The sequence below is a fragment of the Cellulomonas sp. P5_C6 genome, assembly GCF_054049635.1.
Genome location: NZ_JBFULZ010000253.1, coordinates 1 through 4,928 on the forward strand (window position 1 = coordinate 1; position 4,928 = coordinate 4,928).

The following is a 4,928-nucleotide window of genomic DNA, read 5'->3' on the forward strand; positions in this document are numbered from 1 at the left end:
CACCCCGGGGGGACGCGCCTCAGAGCTTGGTGACCGGCGAGAACCGCAGCAGCAGCCGCTTGGTGCCGTCGGTGCCGAAGTCGACCTTGGCCACAGCGTTCGGGCCGGCGCCCTCGAGCGCGACCACCGTGCCGAGCCCGTACGAGTCGTGCGTGACCCGGTCGCCGACCGTCAGCTGCGGGATCGCGGAGTCCGGCCGCGGCGTGGCCGACCCGAACGTCGCGCCCGTCGACGGCAGCGCCTTGCGGGTCTCGACCCGCGGCGCCGAGCGGTAGCCACCGCCGCTGCTTCCGGACGAGCCGTAGCCCGAGCCGTAGGAGCTGCGCAGCTGCTGCGTCGACGACTCGCGCCGCCGCCAGTCGATGAGCTCGTCGGGCAGGTCGTCGAGGAACCGGCTTGCCGGGAACTCGTTGGGCACCCCCCACGCCGTCCGGACCGCCGCGCGCGAGATGTACAGCCGCTCGCGGGCCCGGGTCAGGCCGACGTACGCCAGCCGCCGCTCCTCGGCCAGCTGGTCGGCGTCGGACAGCGAGCGCAGGTGCGGGAACGTGCCGTCCTCCATACCGGTGAGGAACACGACCGGGAACTCGAGGCCCTTGGCGGTGTGCAGCGTCATCAGCGTGACCACGCCGGGGTCGGGCCTCGCCTCGCCGTCCTCGTCGCCGCCGTCGTCGTCGGGGATCTGGTCGGAGTCCGCCACCAGGGACACGCGCTCGAGGAAGTCGGCGAGGTCGCCCTCCGGGTCGGTCTGCTCGAACTCGGAGGCCACCGCGTGCAGCTCGGCCAGGTTCTCCACCCGGGAGGCGTCCTGCGGGTCGTCGCTCGCGCGCAGCTCGGCGAGGTAGCCCGACCGGTCGAGCACGGCGCCGAGCACCTCGGCCGGGCCGGCCGCACCGTCGGACAGCGCCCGCAGGTCGGCCATCATCCGGGCGAACGCGGAGAGCCCGGTGATCGCGCGGGTGCCGAGGCCCGGCACCTCGTCGAGCCGGTCGAGGGCTGCACCGAACGAGATGCGCTCGCGCTCGGCGAACGCCGCGACCATGGACTCGGACCGGTCGCCCAGGCCGCGCTTGGGGACGTTGAGGATGCGGCGCACGCTGACGTCGTCGTCGGGGTTGTCGATGGCCCGCAGGTACGCGACCGCGTCCTTGACCTCGCGGCGCTCGTAGAACCGCGTGCCGCCGACCACCTTGTAGGGCAGCCCGACGCGGATGAGCACCTCCTCCAGCGCCCGGGACTGCGCGTTCGCGCGGTAGAAGATGGCGACGTCGCCGGGCCGCACGCCGTCGGAGTCACCGAGGCGGTCGATCTCCCCGGCGACGAACCGCGCCTCCTCGTGCTCGGTGTCCGCCACGTAGGCCACGATCTGCRCGCCGGCGCCCGAGTCGGTCCAGAGGCGCTTGCCCTCCCGCCCCGGGTTGCGGCTGATCACCGCGTTCGCGGCCGAGAGGATGTTCTGCGTCGACCGGTAGTTCTGCTCGAGCTTGATGGTCCGCGCGTCCGGGTAGTCGACCTCGAACTCGAGGATGTTGCGGATCGAGGCGCCGCGGAAGGCGTAGATCGACTGGTCGGCGTCGCCCACCACCGTGAGCTCGCCGCGGGGCAGCTCCATGTCCGTCGAGTCGTCGACGATCCCCCGCGAGGACCCGACCAGCTCCCGGACCAGCACGTACTGCGCGTGGTTGGTGTCCTGGTACTCGTCGACCAGCACGTGACGGAACCGGCGCCGGTAGTGCTCGGCCACGGCGGGGAACCCCTGCAGCAGGTGCACGGTCGTCATGATCAGGTCGTCGAAGTCGAGGGCGTGCGCCTGCTTGAGCCGGGCCTGGTACCGCGTGTACACCTGCGCCAGCACCGAGTCGAAGTCGTTGGCGGCGCCACCGCCGGAGGTCGCCGCGAACGTCTCCGGGTCCACCAGCTCGTCCTTGAGCGACGAGATCTTCGACGCGAGCGCCTTGGCCGGATAGCGCTTGGGGTCCAGGTCCAGCTCGCGCGCGACCAGCGTGAGCAGCCGCTGCGAGTCCGCGGAGTCGTAGATGGAGAAGCTGGACCGCAGGCCCAGGGTCGCCGCCTCCCGCCGCAGGATCCGCACGCACGCCGAGTGGAACGTGGACACCCACATGCGCCCGGCCGCGGGGCCCACCAGGTGCTCGACGCGCTCGCGCATCTCGGCGGCGGCCTTGTTGGTGAACGTGATGGCGATGACCTCGCCCGCACGCGCCCGACCCGTGGCCAGCAGGTACGCGATGCGGTGCGTGAGCACCCGCGTCTTGCCCGAGCCGGCGCCGGCGACGATGAGCAGGGGGCCGCCCTGGTGCAGCACGGCCTCGCGCTGCTGGGGGTTCAGGCCGACGACCAGGGCGTCGGCCTGCGCCTGCCGGCGGGCGCGGTTCTCGGTCGAGGCGGCGTCCGCGGGGACGCCGGGCAGGGGCAGGGAGAGGTTCTCGAAGAGCGACGTCATGGCTCCCCCAGGATAGGCGCCGCCGCCGACATCACGGGCGCGCGACTGGCCCCGCTGTGGACGCGCGGGGCTCAGGTGGCGGCCAGCGCGGTCAGCCAGGCGCCCGTGCTGACGAGGGCCGCGGCGAGCTCGACCAGGATGGTCAGCCCGGTGGCCTGCAGGGCGGCGACCGTGGCCCGCCACGCCGGCTGGGCGGCCCGCGAGCGCAGCCACTCGACCAGGAAGATGCCGAGCACGAAGCCCACGAACAGTCCGACGACGGGGATCACGAAGAACCCGACCACGCCCGCGACCCCGCCCCAGACCAGCGTCGAGGACGGCACCCCGGCCCGCTTGAGGTGACGGCCCGCCAGCAGGTACTTGGCGACGAACGCGATGGCGGTGACTACCACGGCGATCGCGACGACCGTCCACCCGGCGACCCCGCCGGTCAGGACGCCCCACACGATCACGGCACCGGCGACCAGCAGCCCGCCCGGCAGCACCTGGACGACGACCCCGACCAGCCCGACGAGCACGACGAGACCGGTCAGGAGGTCGCCGATGTGGTCCACGCGCTGGACAGTAGCCTCAGTGCCAGAGCACCGCGACGGCGACGTTGACCACGACGAGCCCGGCGATCGCCCCGAGGTACCCGGTGGTCACGCGCGCGGGCTTGCGCACCCCCACGATCACCAGGGCCGTGACGACGAGGGCGACGACGAGCTTGACGGCGAGCTTCGCGGGGTCCGGGTCGTGCCCGGCGAGCCCGGCCGACGCGATGCCGGCCAGCAGGATGCCCGTCACGAGCGCGGTGAGGATCCCGTGCAGGACGCCGGTCGCGATCTTCGGGGTCCGCAGGTTGACCAGGGTGCCGCCGAGCACGATGGCCCAGCCGATCAGGTGGAGCACGACGAGGAGGTTGTAGACGAGGTCCATGCGGCCACCCTAGATGACGCCCAGTCAGATAAATCCGCGGAGGGCTTGCGGTACTGTCTGGCGACATACCGAACAGTCGGTATCGGGGGTGGACGTGCGCAGGTTCGAGGGCAGGGTCGCCCTGATCACCGGTGCCAGCCGCGGGATCGGCCTGGCGGTCGCAGCACGGCTGGTCGCCGAGGGCGCCACCGTCGTGCTCACGGGGCGCAAGCCGGAGTCGCTGCAGGACGCCGTCGCACGGCTGGACGCGATCGAGCCGGGCCGCGCGGTGGGCGTCGCGGGCAAGGCTGACGACGAGCTCCACCGGGCCGAGGTGCTCGCCCTGGTCCAGAGCCGGTTCGGGCGCCTGGACCACCTGGTCAACAACGCGGGCATCAACCCGGCGTTCGGTCCGGCGCTCGAGATCGAGAGCTCCGTGGTCCGCAAGATCCTCGAGGTCAACGTGGTCGCCGCCCTCGACTGGACCCGGGCGGCCGTCGCGGCCGGCCTGAGCCGCTCGATCGTCAACACCGCCTCGGTCGCCGGCTTGTCGGCCAGTCCAGGCGTGGCGGTCTACGGGGTCTCCAAGGCCGCGCTCATCAACCTCACGCAGCAGCTGGCCGTCGAGCTCGCGCCGGCCATCCGTGTCAACGCGGTCGCCCCCGCCGTGGTCCGCACGCGGCTGGCGCAGGCGCTGTACGCGGGCGAGCGCGAGGCGGCCCTCGCGGCGGCCTACCCGCTGGGCCGGATCGGGGAGCCGGAGGACGTCGCCGGACCGGTCGCGTTCCTGCTCTCCGACGACGCCGCCTGGATCACGGGCCACACCCTCACCATCGACGGCGGCGCGAGCGCCGTCGCGGTCGGCTGACCGAAGGAGCACCCATGGCCACGTCCAGCGTCGTCGACGACATCACGCGCGCCGCGGTCGAGCTGTTCGCCGCCCAGGGGTACGCGAACACCTCGGTGCAGCAGATCGTCGAGGCCGCCGGGGTCACCAAGGGCGCGATGTACCACTACTTCGACTCGAAGGACGAGCTGCTCTTCTCGGTGTACGAGCGGATGCTCTCGCTGCAGACCGACCACCTCGACGAGATCATCGCCCGCGGCGCCCCGACGGCTCAGACGCTGCACGACGTGTGCGTCGACGTCGTCGAGACCTCGATCGACTTCCTGCCCGAGGGCACCGTGTTCTTCCGCAGCGTGCACATGCTCTCCGAGCCCCGCCAGAAGGAGGTCACGCGCCGCCGCCGCCAGTACCACGACGTGTTCGCCGGTCTTCTCGAGCGCGGGCAGCACGAGGGCCTGTACCGCACGGACATCCCGCGCGCGGTGCTCGTCGCGCACTTCTTCGCCGACGTGCACTACCTGTCGACCTGGTACTCCCCCGACGGCGCCGAGGACAAGACGGTCCTCGCCGAGCAGCTGACGGACCTGTTCCTCGACGGCATCACGGCCACCTGAGCCCCCCGGGAGGGAGTCGCATGGACAGCAGGCTCGACGGTCGCGTCTCGATCGTCACCGGTGCCGCGGGCGGGCTCGGGGCCGCGTTCGCGCGGGCCCTGCACGCCGC

5 protein-coding genes are annotated in these 4,928 nt (G+C 72.5%); 2 read left to right on the forward strand and 3 right to left on the reverse strand.

Annotation, left to right across the window (positions count from 1 at the left end; translation table 11 throughout):
- Positions 1-19: 19 nt before the first annotated feature.
- The 3 genes from pcrA to ACXJKG_RS19350 all read right to left on the reverse strand — a co-directional run bounded on the left by pcrA (position 20) and on the right by ACXJKG_RS19350 (position 3,379).
- Complete coding sequence (gene pcrA, locus ACXJKG_RS19340) at positions 20-2,461, reverse strand: DNA helicase PcrA (protein ID WP_456847353.1); 2,442 nt, start codon at positions 2,459-2,461, stop codon at positions 20-22.
- A 71-nt stretch (positions 2,462-2,532) separates the two neighbouring features.
- Positions 2,533-3,015: a DUF456 domain-containing protein gene (locus tag ACXJKG_RS19345; RefSeq protein WP_456847354.1), complete on the reverse strand. Its 483-nt coding sequence runs from the start codon at positions 3,013-3,015 to the stop codon at positions 2,533-2,535.
- Positions 3,016-3,031: 16 nt separating this feature from the next.
- Positions 3,032-3,379 carry a hypothetical protein gene (locus ACXJKG_RS19350; protein ID WP_456847355.1) on the reverse strand — a complete coding sequence of 116 codons (348 nt, stop codon included), beginning with the start codon at positions 3,377-3,379 and terminating at the stop codon, positions 3,032-3,034.
- A 94-nt stretch (positions 3,380-3,473) separates the two neighbouring features.
- Between ACXJKG_RS19350 and ACXJKG_RS19355 the strand changes: the two genes are divergently transcribed.
- A complete protein-coding gene (locus tag ACXJKG_RS19355) occupies positions 3,474-4,226 on the forward strand; it encodes an SDR family oxidoreductase (protein WP_456847356.1) in 753 nt (250 codons plus the stop codon).
- A gap of 14 nt (positions 4,227-4,240) precedes the next feature.
- Entirely contained in the window at positions 4,241-4,819 is a 579-nt protein-coding gene (locus ACXJKG_RS19360) for a TetR/AcrR family transcriptional regulator (RefSeq protein WP_456847357.1), read from the forward strand.
- Positions 4,820-4,928 lie beyond the last annotated feature (109 nt).

Bases quoted from the DNA above. Each gene is read 5' to 3' on its own strand.
- ACXJKG_RS19350 (WP_456847355.1), bottom strand. From the start codon at position 3,379: ATGGACCTCGTCTACAACCTCCTCGTCGTGCTCCACCTGATCGGCTGG.
- ACXJKG_RS19360 (WP_456847357.1), top strand. From the start codon at position 4,241: ATGGCCACGTCCAGCGTCGTCGACGACATCACGCGCGCCGCGGTCGAG.